A 15,999-nucleotide genomic window follows, 5' to 3' on the forward strand; every position below is an offset into this window, starting at 1 on the left:
TTCGGCTCGTACGAATAACCAATCAATAGCTTAGACAATTTAAAGATCTTTCTGACGAAGAAAGCGATCCAACAGAATTCGTTGAGGGAGTTTTGCGATCTTGGAGTAATGAGAAATATTGAGGAACAACGCTTACTTGGAAAGCGATTCTTTCTTTGAATTATGAGGCACTCTGACTTCGACTTTTCACTCTGTAGTCAGGACTATAATAAGACACTCGAATTTATTGATGTCCTTAGTAACCAATCCAGATCTACCATTTTTTAGACAGTGATAAAGACGGATTCTCTTTTCGATACAGACATGCGCAGATGAAAAAATAAAAACGGCTGCTTTATGAGAGCAGCCGAAGTTTTGTCTTCAATGAATTTCATACAGAAGCAACTAACTACTTCTTAAGCTTCAACATGTAATCGAAGGCTGTCGCGTAAAGCTTGATTTGCTTTAGCATCGAGTGCAAACCGTTGGCGCGGCTTGGGGAGAGATTTCCCTCGAAGCCCAAAGCGCGCAAGAACTCCGGTGGCGTCATCAAAACTTCATTAGGCGTCGCACCTGAATAGACCTTTAACAACAGCGCCACAAGGCCTTTAACGATCAATGCGTCGCTATCGCCGACCAACATCATCTTGCCATCATCAGACATCGCAGCGTGAAGCCATACTTGCGACTGACAACCCTTAACGATGTTCTGCTCGGTCTTTAGCTCTTCGGGCATTTCAGGCAAGGATTTACCCATTTCGATGATTTTCTTATAACGATCTTCCCAATCCGTGAATGCGGAAAAGTCAGAAATGATTTTGGCTTGGCGTTCTTGAATTGTAGACATCTTAAATCACTTTCAACGTTGGAAGGATCTCGAACAAAGTTTCCTCTAAGGACTGACCTTGCTCCCCTATCATTTCGTGGAAGGCTTTTTTATCTAAGTTTGACACGATCTCAAAGCACTTTTTGTAAAAGCCCTCTTGATCTTCGTGATAACCGTTCCAAAGCTCTTTATGCTTCTTAGCGTCCATACTCCACGACTTTTTCTCAGCCGCAGTGCCGTCCGTGCGATTGTGATAATCTAAAAGCTGCATGGTTTGACGTGGAGAGAAATCCATCATCACCAGGGCTTCCTCTAAAAGAGCCAACTCAACATACCAAAGGTAGTTATTGAGGCTGTCCCAAAACTCGATGCCACGGTCCCCGTAGGAGCTTTTGCAGAAAAATGTCGTGCAAACAACGCCGCGATTTCTCCACACGTTGCAGTTCTTTTTTTCTTTGTTATAGTACGGGCAAAGCCAGTCTTCACGCTGACCAAAGTCGCCCTCTTCACGATTATTAAAAGCGACTTGATATTTAACCGGAGCCACCATACCAATCGGCAAAGCGTACTCACGGTTTTCCATTTTAGCGCGAAATATGCGGTGGGCTTCAGTGGCTGTGGGATCGCTGAACAAGGCACCCACCATGAAATTAGGAATGAACGGATGAAACGTGCAGCACTTTAAATCCTCGCGATAATGGATTTTACCTTTTTCGCGAGGACGAGACATCGCGCAAGTATCACATGTAGCTTTAGTTTCCTGCGGCTCGAACTGCAGGACTTCGCGGGGAAGTAGGTTGTGATAAACTTGCGGAAGCTGGTATTTCAATATCATTAATTCGAGCAGCGTTTTTCTATCTTCGCTTTGAGTTTTTCAAGCAAAGGATAGTTGCTGATTTCGTGGTCCCAGGACCAGATGAAATCGCGGCATTCCACAAAGTATGGGAAGGCCATCACTCCTCGCTTTGGTTTCCCCTTTTCTGCCACAATTCGTGGTACCAAGTAATCAACTAACAGGCGCACTGAAGAATTTTTCAAAAACCCTTCTCTTTGTAACACCAGGGCCACCTCAATCGGAGTCACGAAATACATCTGACCCGCGTAAAGCGAGGCACCCTCGCCACCGTATTTGCGAGTGTTATAGACATCACGAATGAACTGATGAAAGCGCACTCCAGGGTACATCTGAGCGATCGTATTATAAACCGCCGCATCGACCTCCCCATTATCCCCCAACATGATCACGTCAGCCGGGCGAGTGCGATCAATAATGGCCTCTAGGGTCTTAATCTTGTGCTCATCCTTTGAGTAAACCGTGCGGGGGAAATAAACCCCATAAGGGAAATTACCGCGGTTAAGGGACTCTCTGTGCGTATTCCCCATCAACCACTCGGGAGCGCGGGATACGTAAAACATACTGACCTTAGAATCTTGAACTAGGACATTGAAAAGCTCGCTCATTCCGATGAACAGGCTTTCTTTGTCGAAGGCATACTTTGCAGCCTCAGACAGATCCTGCACGTATTGAGGACGGATCGTATCATCGATATCGCTAATCACAATCGTTTGCGCAGAGGCCGATAGGCCCACGAACAACAAGACGAACGAAACTAATAACTTTTTCAAGGAATCCCCTCCTGTCAAAACCCTCTACAGGGCTTGCACCATTCACGTCACCTGTCTCACAACTGAACAGGGGTCTTTCGTGGCTCAAAGTGAGATGAATTAGATCAACAATTTCGTAGACTTACAAAGCCCTTTTTAGGTGCTGTGCACGATATTCTGGCACGCCCCGTGCTTTACCTATCAATAACTAACAAAAACGAAATCCTAAGGGGGATTCTATGAAAGCACTTTTAACTATCTTCGTACTAGCTTACTCATGCAGCTCTTTTGCTTGGATCTCTAAAGATGCCGTTCAAAAGGAATATACGTTCAAATACAAGCTTTCAGGTGAATCCTTTGAGGTTAAGAAACAAGCAGCGAGCTATGAAGACGCCTTCCAGGTTGCTGCTCAACAGTGCTTTAACCACTTTAAAGGTGCTGGCAAAGTTTCTGAAGACCGCGGCCTCGACATTATCGATGTTTGCGCAAACCCACGCTCTTAATTAATTCAACGCATTACGGCAGGATTTCCTATTCCCCCCTTGGAAGTCCTGCTTTATACTGGCTCCTGTATTTATCTAAGGAGCAGCTTCACATGGGTATCATGAAATCCGTACTTGAATTCTTAACTGGCAAAGACCCAGATATCTTCGACGAAAAAGGTAATGTCTCCCACAAACTCCCTAAGAAAAAATGGGAAGCTTGGCACAACCGTACTAAAACGGACCCTCAATACAACTGGAGAAACCACACTGGTATTACTGGTGCTCCTAAGAAAAAATCGAACTAGATCTTAAAACCCACTTACAAAGTGGGTTTTTTATTTCTCCCTCTTTTCATCATTCGGATCTTCATCATGACAACATCTCAAGCGCACCCGAATAAACTTTCTGCGACGACTGTTTGGATCATGGCTATCGCCACCGGTCTTAGTGTCGCCAATCTTTACTACAACCAACCTTTGCTCGCAGAACTGCAAAAAGAATTCGGGGTGAGTGTTAAAGAGATTGGAATTATTCCCACACTCACGCAGGTGGGGTATGCCTTGGGGATGTTGTTCCTTGTCCCTATGGGAGACATGTTCGAGCGTCGCCGACTTATCGTCATTACTTCCCTCTTAGTCACCATTGCCTTGTTGATGGCTGCAACAGCCACAGGACTTTGGATGATGATCGTGGCAAGCCTCCTGACTGGTCTTTTCACTATGGTTCCGCAATTAATTATCCCGTTCGCAGCCCACTTGGCCGGAAACGAAAGTCGCGGCAAAGTCCTTGGCATTATCATGAGTGGATTACTGATTGGGATTTTATGTTCACGCACCATCGCGGGTTTCATCGGAGATATCTTTGGTTGGCGCGTGGTGTTTTACGCGGCAGCCGCCCTGATGATGGTTTTAGCAACGTGCTTGTGGTTTGCACTTCCGGCGAGTGAGGTGACTTATAAAGGATCTTATTTTGGTTTGCTTAAATCCATCGGCACCTTAGTCAAAGAAGAACCTACATTGCGAGAATCTGCGATTGTTGGTGCCATGATCTTTGGTGTTTTTAGTTCTATCTGGGCAACTTTGATTTTTCTTTTATCCACTCCCCACTTTGGAATGGGCGCGAAAGAGGTTGGACTATTCGGTTTATTAGGAGCGGCGGGAGCGCTGGCTGCACCAGTCGTGGGTCGTATTGCTGACAAAAAAGGAGCACGCACCGGGATCGCAATTGGTCTTGGCGTATTGGCATTCTCTGTCCTGATTCTTTGGGGATCAGCAACCAGTTTGGTTGGATTGATTGTGGGTATTTTCATTTTAGACTTCGGAATTCAAGCGACTCACATTGGAAATCAAACTCGGGTCTTTGCACTTCGCGAAGACGCCCGCAGCCGCTTAAATACCGTTTACATGTTTTCTTATTTTATGGGTGGAGCCTTTGGATCACTCCTTGGATCTTATGCCTGGAATGCTGGGCAATGGAAAGGTGTTTGCATCGTCTTGACTGCAGGGACTTTACTTGCCACGCTAGCCTTTCTAGCAGGACGTAAAAAGAAAACCTAAGACGGAGCATACGATGATCAAAGCTTTCGGGATTTTTGCATTACTGATGATGACAGCGGGAATCTCTAAAGCGTGCGTTGGCTTCACGGGTGCTTACTCGACATTCCGAGCTGCCGCTGGAAACTATCATGTGATCGTTTTAGAACAAAACGACTGTAAAGCTGTCGCCGTGGGGTCTTTCCAACTGGATGAAAAAACCAGCGTTGTTTCAAATGAAGTCGAACCTAAAATTTTCTATGTCGACAAAGACCACGCTAAAATGTGCGAGCTGACCACGTGCCGTGTTTTCACCACAAATCGCAACGGTTTAGAATTCGCTGAAAATGCTTCTTTGTATATCGATGGTACGACTTGCCGCTATGATCGTGTTTACTGGTCTCGTGAAAACACTTGGGATCTTAAGGTGACTTATCGCCTGGTGGATTCTTCCTCGGCTTGTCGCAAGTATGGCCGCATGCACAGTGTTCTTTTAAAAGACATCAAACACGCAAACTACTAAGCGATTGCTAAAAACTGTACACCCATAATTTGCCCACCATCAGGAGTGGCTACTTCCCAGCGAAGCTGACACTCCACCGTGACCCACTCTTGGTTTTCTAACTGATAAAGCACCGATACGAATTCTTTAAGGCCGAACATTCTTTCTGGCAAATACAGGCGAGCACCTTGCTTTGCAAAATCCATAAAGCGACCTTTGCGCTGGCGGATACTATCTTGACTGACCCAGTTGGTACTTTTCACTAAGGCCGGGGCACTGGTTTCTTGTCTGACTGCGGACCTCATATAGACAGGATCGCCATCAAAGAATTTACTAGTTAGGAAAAAGGCCTGCAAAATATCCGATTTCGGAATCAACAAAAGATCAGGATGGCGAGCATATTTCTGATAGACAGACACATCTATAGACTTGGCGATCACAATCAATCGCATACGTCCTTTTAAGGACATAAAGGCCTTCACGTGGCGCGAGGTGCAGTAATCGAACTCTGCCAAAACCACGACTTTCTGGTTTTGGGCTAATTGCAGTTTTAAACCTTCAAGGCTGTGACATTGACGAAGCAAGCACCCACGAAACACAGTCTCAAAATGAGACAAGGTTTTAGAGGAGACCAATGATAAAACTGTGCGCTGTTCACGAAGGGATTTTTGCATTCTAAAAGGTTTTGCAAAAACAAGGCTCAGCAAAAAGCAACCTGCACGCCTCACCCCTTCAAAGTTTTAGACACCCGTCCATAAAACTCTGAACATAGAAAGATGCCTGGCACCTTTTTTGGGGAGCCGTGCACCTAATCTGCTTCACGAACAAACTATTCTGTTAGATTGAATTTCTTTTGTAGATCTTGAATCAGCTTTTGTGGATCACCGTCCGCTTTCACCATAAAGATATCGTCCACTTGACGACCCCAGGTGTGCACGCGGGCTGATTTCACATTGGCGTTGCTTTCACTTAAAGCTTTCGCCGCCGCCGCCAACAACCCCGACTGATCGGGACCACGGAAACTAATCACCCATTCTTTATCGTGGGCACTCATCAACTGGATGCTGTCGAACTTAACCACAGGAATCAGTTTTTCTTTCAGCTGTGAACTTTTTAGAAGCTGTTCTAAGGTTTTTAAATTCTTTTGAGTGGTAACTTGGAACCAATCGTAAACACCCACTTTAGGGAGTGTATGAATGGAGGCATGGCGAATTCCCAAGCCAAGGGAATAAAACTGCCCCACATAGTCCGCTAGGATACCTTTGCGGTCTCGTTTTTGGTGAAGACGAATCCAGATATCTCCTTGGGACGTTTCCATGATTTTAGGAGGCAGGGATTCGGCTGAGTCTTCTGCTTTTTTTAGATCCTCTACCAGATCTTTCATCGAAAGACTGTCAACTAAGACAGGTCCAAGCTCTTCATAGATCTCTTCGGAAATATCTAAATGCTTTTTTACTTTCAAAGTTCTGAAGGCAAAATAATCTTGAGCTTTCTTACTCTCTAGATTTTCAACCAATTCAGCCAGTAAACGGGCTTTCCATTCATTCCAGGCTTCGGGGTTCGTTGCGCGGATATCAACCGCAGTAAAGATCGCCAGACGTCTTAAAGCACTCTTCTCAACGCCCTTATCGTGAAGCTCTTGCCACACGCGAGGATCTTTGGAGTTTTTACGGAAGGCCGCCTGTGAAAGCTCTAAATGGTTTTTCACCATCCACTTCACATCATCGGTAAAGGTTTTCTTGAAACCGAAAGCTTTGAAATCCCGAGCAACGATATCAGTTCCGACTTCGGCGTGATCTCCACTATCCAAACCTTTTGCTAAATCGTGATACATACATGTCCACGACAAAACCTGCCAATCATAGGCATTCAGACTTTTAGCAACAGCTTGCAAGGGCCCTAGCTCTTTAGGCTTAGCAAAAACACGTTTGATTTCACGGCAAGCCTGCAAAATATGCGAATCCGCCGTATAGCGATGATACTGATCATGCTGAACATAACCAACCAAACGAGTAATTTCCGGCACAAGTTTATCGATCAAACGAGAACGGAAAACGCTAAAGATAAATTCATCAGCGGCTTTAACACTTAAAACTTGATCGAGTTCCTGCCCACGCAGTTTGCCCAGCTTTTTTACCTGAGCGGGCGCGAGCAAATGATCCAACTCTTCACGAACTTTCTTTTGCATCAGAACGCTGGAGTTTTTCTCTAATGCAGAAAATAAATCACTCGGCTTATAGAATTCCGAACGTTCGATTTTTTTAAGAACTTCCTCAGGGGCATCAGCCACAGCGATGATCCAATCAGAATAGAAATTCACACGGGACAGACCGCGCTGCAAACTTCTCATAAAGTCTTTATGAGATTTAAACCCCATCCATTTAGCCATATCAAACTGGGCCGCACTGGACAGAATATCGCTATAGCCTTCCAAATGAAGCTTTTGGCGAATGCTTAAAAGATAATCGCGATAATAATTTAAAACATTCAGCGCATGCCCCGGATTTGTGAAACGTTCAGCGAACATTTCATAAATCTGCAAGCCTTGCTCTAAATCTCTTAAGCCACCAGGGCCGTATTTTAAATTGGGCTCTAGGTAATTGGTGATAGAATCAAATCTTTGCTCACGGGCTTTGCGCTCTTCTTTAACAGCTTTCAGTAAAACTTTGCGCCACATGTTTTTCTTGGCCCAAATCTTCTTTTGCTGTTCAAAAAGTTTACGTGCGCCTTCCGGAGTCAGTGGCTTTGCTTTTAATAAGGCTAAAACGTCGAAGGCTTCAACCCCTTGAGTCCAGTCCTCCGGATTTTCAGGCATGCGATAGCGAAGCTTCAAACCTTGTTCGTTGAGCTGAGTCGTAAACTCGCGAACTTTGGCTTCGTCACCACAGAATAAAATATCGATATCAGATTTTGGCGACAATTCGCCGCGAGCCCAAGACCCCAACATGATGGGATGAGTTTCGCGCCACAGAGGATTGTTTTTTAAAGACTCTTCAAGCTTTGCGCCCAACCACAAAGAAAAGTTCTGGCTTGAAAAACAAAACACCTGACGGACATCTCCATCAGGTGTCATTAGTGGTGGATTTAGAATTTCATGAGCTTGAACAAGCTGCTCGCTGGAAAGAAACGTCTTGGCTGCCATATCTAAAATGATCAGCCAATTCAGTCCCTATTGCAAGCTGGTGTTTTCAGCGATTTCCTTCCACTTAGCAACCTGGCTCATCACTTCAAGTGGGCTTGTTTGCATCAATGGGTATTTTCTCATCTCGTCCATAAGCGATTTTACGTTTTCTGGAACCACTGGGACTTCCACAGAACTGATTTCTGGGGAGACATGAGTCTCATCCACGTGATCTAACAACGACAACTGGCTGCTGGCTTGAACACGCTTGGACTCGATTTCACGAAGCAAGCTTTTCGCACGCTTCGTAACCGATGCTGGCAAACCTGCCAATTCCGCAACTTGAACCCCGTAGGATTTCAAAGCTGGACCTTTAACCAAAGTATGAAGGAAGCGGATTTCGCCGTTTCTTTCAGCCACTGTCATATGAGAGTTCGTGATTTGACCATAGCTTTGATCAAGCGTCGTCAACTCATGGTAGTGAGTTGCAAAGAACGTCAGTGCTTTTACTTCACTCAACAAATGCTCAAGGATTGATTGCGCCAAACACATACCATCGAATGTGCTCGTACCACGACCCACCTCATCCAGAATTACTAGAGAGTTTTTAGTCGCGTTCTTAAGCATCGCGGAAGTTTCTGTCATCTCAACCATGAAAGTTGAAAGACCTTCTGACAACTGATCGCTTGCACCGATACGGGTGAAGATCGCATCAAAGATCGGAAGCTTCGCTTCGTCCGCTGGAACATAAGATCCCATTTGAGCCATAATGGCATTCAAAGCCACCTGACGCATCAATGTTGATTTACCGGCCATATTCGGTCCAGTTAACAACAAGCACGAGTGCGGGTGAAGTTCGATATCGTTAGCGACAAAGTTTGTTTTTACAGTTTGCTCTACCACCGGATGACGGCTGGCTTTCAACTGCAACGAATTATTTTCTGTAAATTGAGGACGCGTGTATTTTTCCTCAAGACTTAACCAAGCCAAGCTTGAGATCACGTCCATCTCGCTGCACTCATGCGCCAAAGTCAAAAGCGCTGGGCATTGAGACAAAATATCCTTACGAAGAGCCTCAAAGAATTCAAACTCTAGGTCGGCACGTTTCGTATTGGCAGAAAGAACTTTTCTTTCAAGCTCTACCAACTCGTCTGTGCAATAGCGTTCTGCATTCGTCAAAGTTTGCTTACGTTGATAGTTCGCAGGAACTTTGTCTTTGTGAGAATTCGTAATTTCAATGTAGTAACCGAAAACGTTGTTGTAGCGGATTTTCAGACTGGAGATTCCCGTCTTTTCTTTTTCTTCCGCTTCCATTTTAGCAACAAGCGCTTGTGCATTTGTCGATAGATCGATCAACTCATCAAGCTCTGTCGAAACACCGTGACGGATCAAGTAGCCTTGCTTTGTCGCCAAAGGTGGGTCTTCAACCAAAGTGCGTTCGATACGGTACGCTAGCTCGCGAAGGTGTTCAAAATTACCTGTGGAACCACTGGCTTGAATGAAAACCTCAAGCGCAGAAATACCAGCATGCACACTGCCCGCTAATGCTAACAAATCACGACCATTGCATTGAGGTTGTGAGATTTTACCCAAACGACGTTCGATATCGCCCATCTGACCCAAGATCTGACGAGCACGTTTCAATTCCAAAACGTGATTGCGCCAAAACTCGACTGAATTTAGACGATTCTCGATCGCTTTTATATCGCGAAGTGGGAAGCTTAACCATTGACGAAGCAAACGGCTGCCCGCAGATGTTTGCGTACGATTGATCGCATGAAACAAACTGCCTAGGCCTTCACCCTTATAAGTCGAGAACACTTCTAAGTGTCTTAGCGTTGTACTGGAAATATCCAAACGGTGTTCTAGGTCTCTTTCCACAAATGGAGAAAGAGTTTTTAGAGCCTCATCGCCGGACAACTGACGAACATAACTTAAAAGTCTTGCTGCTGAATGTGGAGCTGCGTTCACTAGAAGTGTATTGTCAGATTCCATCAACTCTTCGTGATAAGAAATCAAAATGCTCTCAAGTCCCGCAAGCAAGGCTTCGTGTTCTTTTGCGATAACGATCTCTGCCACTGGCAAGATCTGTACGAAACGCAAAAGCTCCTGAGGATTTTTAGATTTAAAGAAGAACGCTTCACCTGTCGTTGAATCCAAGAAACTGATCGAGTCTTGATCCAAAGAAACCAGGTAGTGAGGTTTTGTTCCATCCAAAGTGTCAGAGTCATAAACCATGCCCGGAGTTAGAACGCGAGTCACCCCACGCTTCACAATCCCCTTCGCCGCTTTAGGATCTTCCAGCTGATCGCAAATCGCGACCTTAAAACCGTGCGCTAAAAGTTTATTGATAGGACCCGCCACAGAGTGGTGAGGCATACCGCACATCGGAGTTTCATCGGCAGATTTTTTATTTCGCTGAGTAAGAGCGATCCCTAAAACGGGAGCCGCTTTGACCGCATCATCAAAGAACATTTCAAAAAAGTCGCCCATGCGGAATAGGAGAACTTTATCTTGATGGACAGATTTAATGTCCCAGTACTGCTTCATTAGTGGTGTAAGATTCGCTGACATAGGTGAAAAAAGTTAGCGAAACCCCTGGCAGGTTTCAAAAGAAAACGACCGTTTCTCCTCGGAATTATCACTTATGCCGCAGACCATTATCAGAGTATAAGTTCCAGTCATTTATTGGATCACTTTTTGCCCTCAATGCTAAAAATGAAGGCATTACTGCCGCCTGACAATTTCACTTCGTGTAAGATATTGACGAACCTCTTTTTCAGGAATAGTTAAACGTCCCATGCCGAAGAACTCACTTTCCAACTCAGGCCAAATTCAACACCCGCAAGGTTTTTACCAACTTGGAAAATTTCAAGATGCGATTGAATCTGCGTTGGCAATCTGCGCCTCCACCTCGCTGGCCGAAAACAGTTCACTCTGGATTCAGAGTGCTCGCATCGCTTTTCAAAGCCACAACGAACTGCTCACCACGCAGGAAGTAACGTTCTTACGAAAAGAACTTTTAGAAAAATTAGATCTCGTTCCTGAAGAAATTGTTCCCGAAGCTTTTCATCTCTTGGGCCTTTGGGAAACTGTCGATGGGACTCTGCCTAAAGCTCAGAACTATTTTGAGCAAGCTTTGGTAACGGCCACCAAACACCAAAACTTTGAATATGTCGCGAGATCTCTGCATGCTTTGTCCTTTGCGGGGGTTATTGGTGGCAAGCCCCAGAAAGCGATGTCTTTGGCAGATAAGGCACTGATCATTCTGGATCAACTGCAACTTGAAGACTTAAGAATCAGCTGTCTGTTTTTAAAAAGCCACGTGTACGTCGCTCTGAAAGAGTACGACAAGGCCTCTGAACTTTTGTGGTTATGTTACGAAAAAGCGATGAAGGGCGACCTTCATTATCTCAGTCTAAATATCCTGACTCAGTTGGCGGTAATTCACAAACACAGTGGCAAGAATTCCTCTGCGGAGATTTATATTACGCTGGTGGTTCGTGGCTTAGACCAAAAGAAACACCCTCGCCTGTACCATATCGTAAATCAAAAGTTCTCCCAGGAAGAGTCCAATGCTTTTGAAAGTGATCTGATTATCGATCCTGAGTTTTTCAATGTGAAAGCTAGAGATAAAGGCAGTGTGAATTTCAAAAACCAACACATCCTCTTTGATCTTTTAACAGCCTTCGCCGCAAACCCAGGCCAACGCTATACCAAAGAAGACCTGATCGAAAAGATCTGGAATCTCCCTTACGATCCGTCCGTGCACGACAATTTAGTTTATGTTTCGATAAAAAGACTGCGAGTCTTGCTAGAACCCACCCCAGACTCGCCAAGATATATTCTCAGAGACAGAGCGGGCTATTACATCCCGCAATCCATCTCCATAAAAATGTCCTAAAGGCGCCTGCCGGTTTTTAGGAACGCATTGCATCCGGGATTCATACAAGTAAATTACTCAAATCAACGGTAAAGTAAATTGCCTATGGAACGACTATGGCAACCCCATTAGCTATGCCCAGAAAAATCATTCCAAACTCAACCGAACTTCCCTATCACATTACTGCTCGCTGCCTAAATAAAGATAACTTTCCGATTCCAATTAGCCAGGTATGGAACATTATGGAAGACTACCTGTTCTTTATTTCTAATGCTTACAAGATCGACGTATTGTCTTTCGTCCTTATGTCCAACCATTTTCACCTGATAGCAAGGTCACCCGATGGTAACTTGAGCGAAGCGATGAACTATTTCATGGGTGAAACAAGTCGCCAAATATCAAATGCGTCTGGAAGAATTAATCAACTCTATGGAGGAAGATTTCATAAGTCGCTTATCGACAGTAATTTCTATCTTCATCATGTCTATAAGTATGTTTATCGAAACCCTATTGAAGCGTGCATCTCAATTCGTGCGGAAGAATACGAATTTTCCACGCTGCATAGAAAATTGGGCAAAGGAAAACTAAACTTTCCAATTAGTCCTGACTCATTCTTACAATCAGATATCGATAAAGTACTGCGCTGGGTAAATGAAACACCAGCCTCTGGCGAGGAAGACCTGATTCGCACAGCCCTCAAGAAAAAAGTCTTTAAGGTATCAGGGAAAAATCAAAAGACAGGGCGAACAAACGCCCTATCTTCTTTAGAAATATAACGGATTGCGTTCCTAAAAACCGGCAGGCGCCTTTTAGAAGCCGTCGGTTGTTCCTACTTTACGGTCATCGCCCTCGTCATCATCGAATGGAATAATGTCGGATGAGGTGCCCGTCTTTTTTAGGACTTTCGGTGCTGTAGCCGCTGGAGCTGATTTTGGTTGTGTTTTGAATTTCACGACGTTCGATGATGAGCTTGATTTCACTGGCGCTTTGGTTGCAGATTTTTTTGCAACTGGTGCGTGAGCCTTTTGCTCTTCGTGAACTACGGATTCTTCGGATTTTGTTTTACCCAAGACATTATCACTCAACTCAACAATCAGCTTATTCATTTGGCCTGCTTGTGAGGCAATTTCTTCTGAAGTTGACGCGATTTCTTCAGAAGAAGCCGCATTTGATTGAGAGCTTTGATCCAACTGATTCATCGCCTTGCTGATTTGCTGAATTCCCGTTGTTTGCTCGGAACTTGCTGCTGCGATTTCGTTATTAAGATCAGACACTTTCTTAATCGACGTCACGATATTATTTAATACCGCGCCCGATTTATCAGCCATATCCGTTCCCTCTTCAATTTGCTGAACGGATTGTTTAATCAAGCCAGTGATATCTTTTGCAGCCACCGCAGATCTCTGTGCCAGCGTACGAACTGCCTCTGCCACCACAGCAAAACCTTTACCCTGCTCACCAGCACGGGCCGCCTCTACGGCTGCGTTTAATGCCAATAGATTTGTTTGGAAGGCGATATCGTCGATCACATTAATAATCTCTTCGATCTTTCTAGATGACGAAGAAATACCATGCATTGAATCCACAAGTCTTTTAATCTCACGTTCCCCGTCTTCCGCAGAGGAACGGGAATTTTGCGACAAGCTTGCTGCCTGTTTCGCATTGTCAGAGTTCATTTGTACCATCGAGCTCATTTCCTCAAGAGCCGCCACGGTTTCTTCTAAAGAAGCCGCTGATTCCGTCGAGGATTGTGATAAAGACTGACCAGCTTGAGAAAGCTGTGCGATCGCCAGATTAACTTGGCTCCCCGACTCTGTGATCTTATGAACTGCACTTCCCACAGAAGTACTTACACGCGTACCGATGAAGTACAACACTGCAAACACAAGGAATGCACACCCGGCACTGATACCGAACAACCATTGAAAGATCTGCTGAGTATCTGCTTTTTGTTTCGCATTGTTGATTTCGATCTGTTTTTTATAAAGATCATTGAGCTTAATCGTCGTTTGCTTTACTTGAACTGAAGAAGCCTGATAAGGACCTTCCGCAGCGGCCGCACGAACTTTTTCATAGGATTCAGGAGTAGGTACTTTTAAATCAGCGATAAAACCAGTCACGTAGCCCACGTATTTTTCGTGGTTCGCTTTCATCGGTGCATAGATTTCTGCTTCCCCCGCCATATTGGCAGAGTCCTCATAATCTTTGATCGCAGCTTTGTATTCGTTCAACGCTTCCTCAAGCTTCGTAACATAGATGTCACGGCGTTTTTGATGCTCAAGGTTCGCGACAGCTCCCCAAAGATACTGACCGATACGAGCGCGCCCACCCTCAACTTCGCCTAAGGCTTCAACATTCGGAAGCTCATTTGTGTAGGCGTTGTTCAACATTCCACTCACATAAGAAACACCTGTGTAAGTGAAATAGCAGACCGCTGCAAAACCAAACATCGGTACGAATGCAGCTAAAAAAAGTTTCCCTTTAATGCCTTGAAATAAGGATTTCATTTCTTCCTCTTAACGTTCGTGGATCATTCTAGACCCTGCTTTATCGGCGTTTAGTGGAAGAATTGTAGGATTCTCTAAATGAGATAAGAGACTGTTAAGGAGTAGTTAAAGAAATAAAAAAGCCCGGTATAAACCGGGCTCGTAGTATTTACTCTAATGCTTTCATCAGCTTGGTATAGATGCCATCGAAGCCACCGTTCGACATGATCAAAATCACATCTCCACGTTTCGCGCGAGCCTTCAATGCACCCACGATTTGATCAGCACTATCGAAATCTTCCGCAGTTACACCTGAAGACTTCAAGTCAGCGACCAACTCGTGAGAGGAGAAACGATTAGCTTCATCAATTTTCGTTTGATCAAAAGCTTTTGCCAACATCACTTCGTGAGAGCCTTTAAATGCTTCCACGTAATCTTGCTGGAAAACTTTACGGCGAGATGTCGCACTTCTTGGTTCAAAAATAGAGAATACTTTTCTGCCTGGATATTTCTTTTGAATACCTTTAACAGTTTCACGAACAGCCGTTGGATGGTGAGCGAAATCTTCGATCACTAGAATACCATTCGGCTCACCCAAGATTTCCTGACGACGTTTCACGCCCTCAAAAGATTCCAAGGCAATTTGGATTCTATTTTCAGAGAATCCAAGAATCTTAGACATCGCAACCACAGCCGTTGCATTCAGGATGTTGTAATCCCCTGTGATTTGCATATTGTAAGGCCCTAGAATTTCACCTTTATGGTGAACTTCGAAACCAATGCCTTTTTCATTTTGGAACATCACTTTGGCTCTAAAGTCAGAATCAGCTGCAAACCCATAAGTGAATGAGTTTTTAGCTTTGCAAAGCTTACGAAGCTCCATCACGTTTTTATCTTCGGCACAAGCTAGCAATGTTCCATTTTCAGGAATCAAATGCATAAGCTTCGCGAAAGAATCTTTCACTGCTTGAAGATCTTTATAGATATCCGCGTGATCGAATTCCACAGAAGTCAAAACGACGTGCTTTGGTTTGTAGTGAACAAACTTTGGAACTTTATCAAAGAATGCCGTGTCGTACTCGTCACCTTCGATAACGAACAGATTGCCTTCTGGATTTTTAAAGCTTTGAGAGAAATTCTTAGGAATACCACCGATTAAGAAACCTGGCTTCTTACCCGCATTTTCAGCAACCCAAGACATCATAGATGTCGTCGTAGTTTTGCCGTGAGTCCCAGAGATAACCACACTCTCGCGGTCACCGATAATGAACTCGCCCATAGCTTTAGGCAAAGACGTATATGGGATTCCAAGCTTCATCAACTCTTGGGCCTCTTCGTTGTTCGCAGAAATCACATTTCCCACGATCACAAAGTCTGGCTTCGGGTTCAGGTTTTCCGCTTTGTATCCTTTTTGGATGTTAATTCCCAAGCTTTCCAGCTGAGTTGACATCGGAGGATACGGGTTCATATCACTGCCTGTGATTTTGTAACCGCGATCTTTTAACAAACCCGCAAGCGACGCCATTGCCGTCCCGCAGATCCCCATCAAGTGAATATGACTACCAGGTTTCAAGTCCATC

The 15,999-nt window shown here is 44.6% G+C and carries 14 protein-coding genes; 6 read left to right on the forward strand and 8 right to left on the reverse strand.

Features of this window, described 5'->3' with window-relative positions; all coding sequences use genetic code 11:
• Positions 1–388 precede the first annotated feature (388 nt).
• Genes ACLVWP_RS09720 through ACLVWP_RS09730 form a run of 3 tightly spaced genes read right to left on the reverse strand, consistent with a single transcriptional unit; the run spans position 389 to position 2,431 of the window.
• The gene (locus ACLVWP_RS09720; protein ID WP_413557044.1) at positions 389–826 is read right to left on the reverse strand and encodes a SufE family protein; all 438 of its coding nucleotides are present in this window, start codon (positions 824–826) and stop codon (positions 389–391) included.
• Position 827: 1 nt separating this feature from the next.
• A complete protein-coding gene (locus ACLVWP_RS09725; protein WP_413557045.1) occupies positions 828–1,640 on the reverse strand; it encodes a hypothetical protein in 813 nt (270 codons plus the stop codon).
• Positions 1,640–2,431 (reverse strand): phosphatase domain-containing protein, encoded by a 792-nt coding sequence (locus ACLVWP_RS09730; RefSeq protein ID WP_413557046.1) that lies wholly within the window; start codon positions 2,429–2,431, stop codon positions 1,640–1,642. The genes ACLVWP_RS09725 and ACLVWP_RS09730 overlap by 1 nt, the downstream gene beginning before the upstream one ends.
• A gap of 218 nt (positions 2,432–2,649) precedes the next feature.
• Here ACLVWP_RS09730 and ACLVWP_RS09735 point away from each other — a divergent pair, with 218 nt between their 5' ends.
• The 4 genes from ACLVWP_RS09735 (at position 2,650) to ACLVWP_RS09750 (ending at position 4,950) form a co-directional block, all read left to right on the forward strand.
• Entirely contained in the window at positions 2,650–2,913 is a 264-nt protein-coding gene (locus ACLVWP_RS09735; protein ID WP_413557047.1) for a hypothetical protein, read from the forward strand.
• A gap of 92 nt (positions 2,914–3,005) precedes the next feature.
• On the forward strand, positions 3,006–3,200 hold the full coding sequence (locus ACLVWP_RS09740; RefSeq protein WP_181604127.1) for a hypothetical protein: 195 nt from the start codon (positions 3,006–3,008) through the stop codon (positions 3,198–3,200).
• A 66-nt stretch (positions 3,201–3,266) separates the two neighbouring features.
• The gene (locus ACLVWP_RS09745) at positions 3,267–4,451 is read left to right on the forward strand and encodes an MFS transporter (protein ID WP_413557048.1); all 1,185 of its coding nucleotides are present in this window, start codon (positions 3,267–3,269) and stop codon (positions 4,449–4,451) included.
• A 13-nt stretch (positions 4,452–4,464) separates the two neighbouring features.
• Positions 4,465–4,950: a hypothetical protein gene (locus ACLVWP_RS09750; RefSeq protein WP_413557049.1), complete on the forward strand. Its 486-nt coding sequence runs from the start codon at positions 4,465–4,467 to the stop codon at positions 4,948–4,950.
• Here the strand turns inward: ACLVWP_RS09750 and ACLVWP_RS09755 are convergent.
• From ACLVWP_RS09755 to mutS, 3 genes are all read right to left on the reverse strand, one after another.
• Positions 4,947–5,603, reverse strand: a complete 657-nt coding sequence (locus ACLVWP_RS09755; RefSeq protein ID WP_413557050.1) for a PilZ domain-containing protein — start codon at positions 5,601–5,603, stop codon at positions 4,947–4,949. The two genes, ACLVWP_RS09750 and ACLVWP_RS09755, sit on opposite strands and share 4 nt — an antisense overlap.
• Positions 5,604–5,758: 155 nt before the next feature.
• Positions 5,759–8,071 carry an ACT domain-containing protein gene (locus ACLVWP_RS09760; protein WP_413557051.1) on the reverse strand — a complete coding sequence of 771 codons (2,313 nt, stop codon included), beginning with the start codon at positions 8,069–8,071 and terminating at the stop codon, positions 5,759–5,761.
• A gap of 27 nt (positions 8,072–8,098) precedes the next feature.
• A complete protein-coding gene (gene mutS, locus ACLVWP_RS09765) occupies positions 8,099–10,624 on the reverse strand; it encodes a DNA mismatch repair protein MutS (protein WP_413557052.1) in 2,526 nt (841 codons plus the stop codon).
• Positions 10,625–10,850: 226 nt separating this feature from the next.
• On the opposite strand from mutS, the gene ACLVWP_RS09770 reads away from it, so the two are divergent.
• Entirely contained in the window at positions 10,851–11,954 is a 1,104-nt protein-coding gene (locus ACLVWP_RS09770) for a winged helix-turn-helix domain-containing protein (protein ID WP_413557053.1), read from the forward strand.
• A gap of 95 nt (positions 11,955–12,049) precedes the next feature.
• The gene (locus tag ACLVWP_RS09775) at positions 12,050–12,709 is read left to right on the forward strand and encodes a transposase (protein ID WP_413557054.1); all 660 of its coding nucleotides are present in this window, start codon (positions 12,050–12,052) and stop codon (positions 12,707–12,709) included.
• A gap of 33 nt (positions 12,710–12,742) precedes the next feature.
• On the opposite strand, the gene ACLVWP_RS09780 is transcribed toward ACLVWP_RS09775, so the two are convergent.
• Both ACLVWP_RS09780 and mpl read right to left on the reverse strand, forming a co-directional pair.
• Positions 12,743–14,440 (reverse strand): methyl-accepting chemotaxis protein, encoded by a 1,698-nt coding sequence (locus tag ACLVWP_RS09780; RefSeq protein ID WP_413557055.1) that lies wholly within the window; start codon positions 14,438–14,440, stop codon positions 12,743–12,745.
• Positions 14,441–14,588: 148 nt separating this feature from the next.
• The gene (mpl, locus tag ACLVWP_RS09785; protein WP_413557056.1) at positions 14,589–15,998 is read right to left on the reverse strand and encodes a UDP-N-acetylmuramate:L-alanyl-gamma-D-glutamyl-meso-diaminopimelate ligase; all 1,410 of its coding nucleotides are present in this window, start codon (positions 15,996–15,998) and stop codon (positions 14,589–14,591) included.
• Position 15,999: the final 1 nt, after the last annotated feature.

It is taken from the genome of Bdellovibrio sp. HCB209 (genome assembly GCF_047306065.1).
Taxonomy (GTDB): domain Bacteria; phylum Bdellovibrionota; class Bdellovibrionia; order Bdellovibrionales; family Bdellovibrionaceae; genus Bdellovibrio.

Coding starts and splice junctions, on each gene's coding strand:
- ACLVWP_RS09720 (WP_413557044.1), bottom strand. CDS start 826: ATGTCTACAATTCAAGAACGCCAAGCCAAAATCATTTCTGACTTTTCC.
- ACLVWP_RS09725 (WP_413557045.1), bottom strand. CDS start 1,640: ATGATATTGAAATACCAGCTTCCGCAAGTTTATCACAACCTACTTCCC.
- ACLVWP_RS09735 (WP_413557047.1), top strand. CDS start 2,650: ATGAAAGCACTTTTAACTATCTTCGTACTAGCTTACTCATGCAGCTCT.
- ACLVWP_RS09740 (WP_181604127.1), top strand. CDS start 3,006: ATGGGTATCATGAAATCCGTACTTGAATTCTTAACTGGCAAAGACCCA.
- ACLVWP_RS09745 (WP_413557048.1), top strand. CDS start 3,267: ATGACAACATCTCAAGCGCACCCGAATAAACTTTCTGCGACGACTGTT.
- ACLVWP_RS09750 (WP_413557049.1), top strand. CDS start 4,465: ATGATCAAAGCTTTCGGGATTTTTGCATTACTGATGATGACAGCGGGA.
- ACLVWP_RS09755 (WP_413557050.1), bottom strand. CDS start 5,603: ATGCAAAAATCCCTTCGTGAACAGCGCACAGTTTTATCATTGGTCTCC.
- ACLVWP_RS09760 (WP_413557051.1), bottom strand. CDS start 8,071: ATGGCAGCCAAGACGTTTCTTTCCAGCGAGCAGCTTGTTCAAGCTCAT.
- mutS (WP_413557052.1), bottom strand. CDS start 10,624: ATGTCAGCGAATCTTACACCACTAATGAAGCAGTACTGGGACATTAAA.
- ACLVWP_RS09770 (WP_413557053.1), top strand. CDS start 10,851: ATGCCGAAGAACTCACTTTCCAACTCAGGCCAAATTCAACACCCGCAA.
- ACLVWP_RS09775 (WP_413557054.1), top strand. CDS start 12,050: ATGGCAACCCCATTAGCTATGCCCAGAAAAATCATTCCAAACTCAACC.
- ACLVWP_RS09780 (WP_413557055.1), bottom strand. CDS start 14,440: ATGAAATCCTTATTTCAAGGCATTAAAGGGAAACTTTTTTTAGCTGCA.
- mpl (WP_413557056.1), bottom strand. CDS start 15,998: ATGGACTTGAAACCTGGTAGTCATATTCACTTGATGGGGATCTGCGGG.